Origin of the sequence: Bacillus cereus group sp. BfR-BA-01379, assembly GCF_022663605.1 — a bacterium.
GTDB classification, from domain to species: Bacteria; Bacillota; Bacilli; order Bacillales; family Bacillaceae_G; genus Bacillus_A; species Bacillus_A mobilis.
Window position 1 is genome coordinate 1 of record NZ_JAKUFT010000283.1, and the last position, 243, is coordinate 243.

The following is a 243-nucleotide window of genomic DNA, read 5'->3' on the forward strand; positions in this document are numbered from 1 at the left end:
GCTATTTAACGTATTTAAACCGTTCGTTACTTTTCCTGATCCGTCTACTAATTTCCCGATCCCCGTCTGCATTTCACCTGTTTTGCCATTTAACGTATTTAAACCTGCTGTTACTTTTCCTGATCCATCTTGTAATTTCCCTATACCGTTTTTGCTATTTAACGTATTTAAACCTGCTGTCACTTTTCCGGAGCCATCTTGTAACTTATTAGATCCATCTGCCAATTTCTGAACTCCATCCTT

1 protein-coding gene is annotated in these 243 nt (G+C 38.3%); it reads right to left on the reverse strand.

Annotation, left to right across the window (positions count from 1 at the left end; genetic code table 11):
• A partial coding sequence (locus tag MR113_RS27875) for a hypothetical protein (protein WP_242257517.1) occupies positions 1-243 on the reverse strand: 243 nt, incomplete at both ends.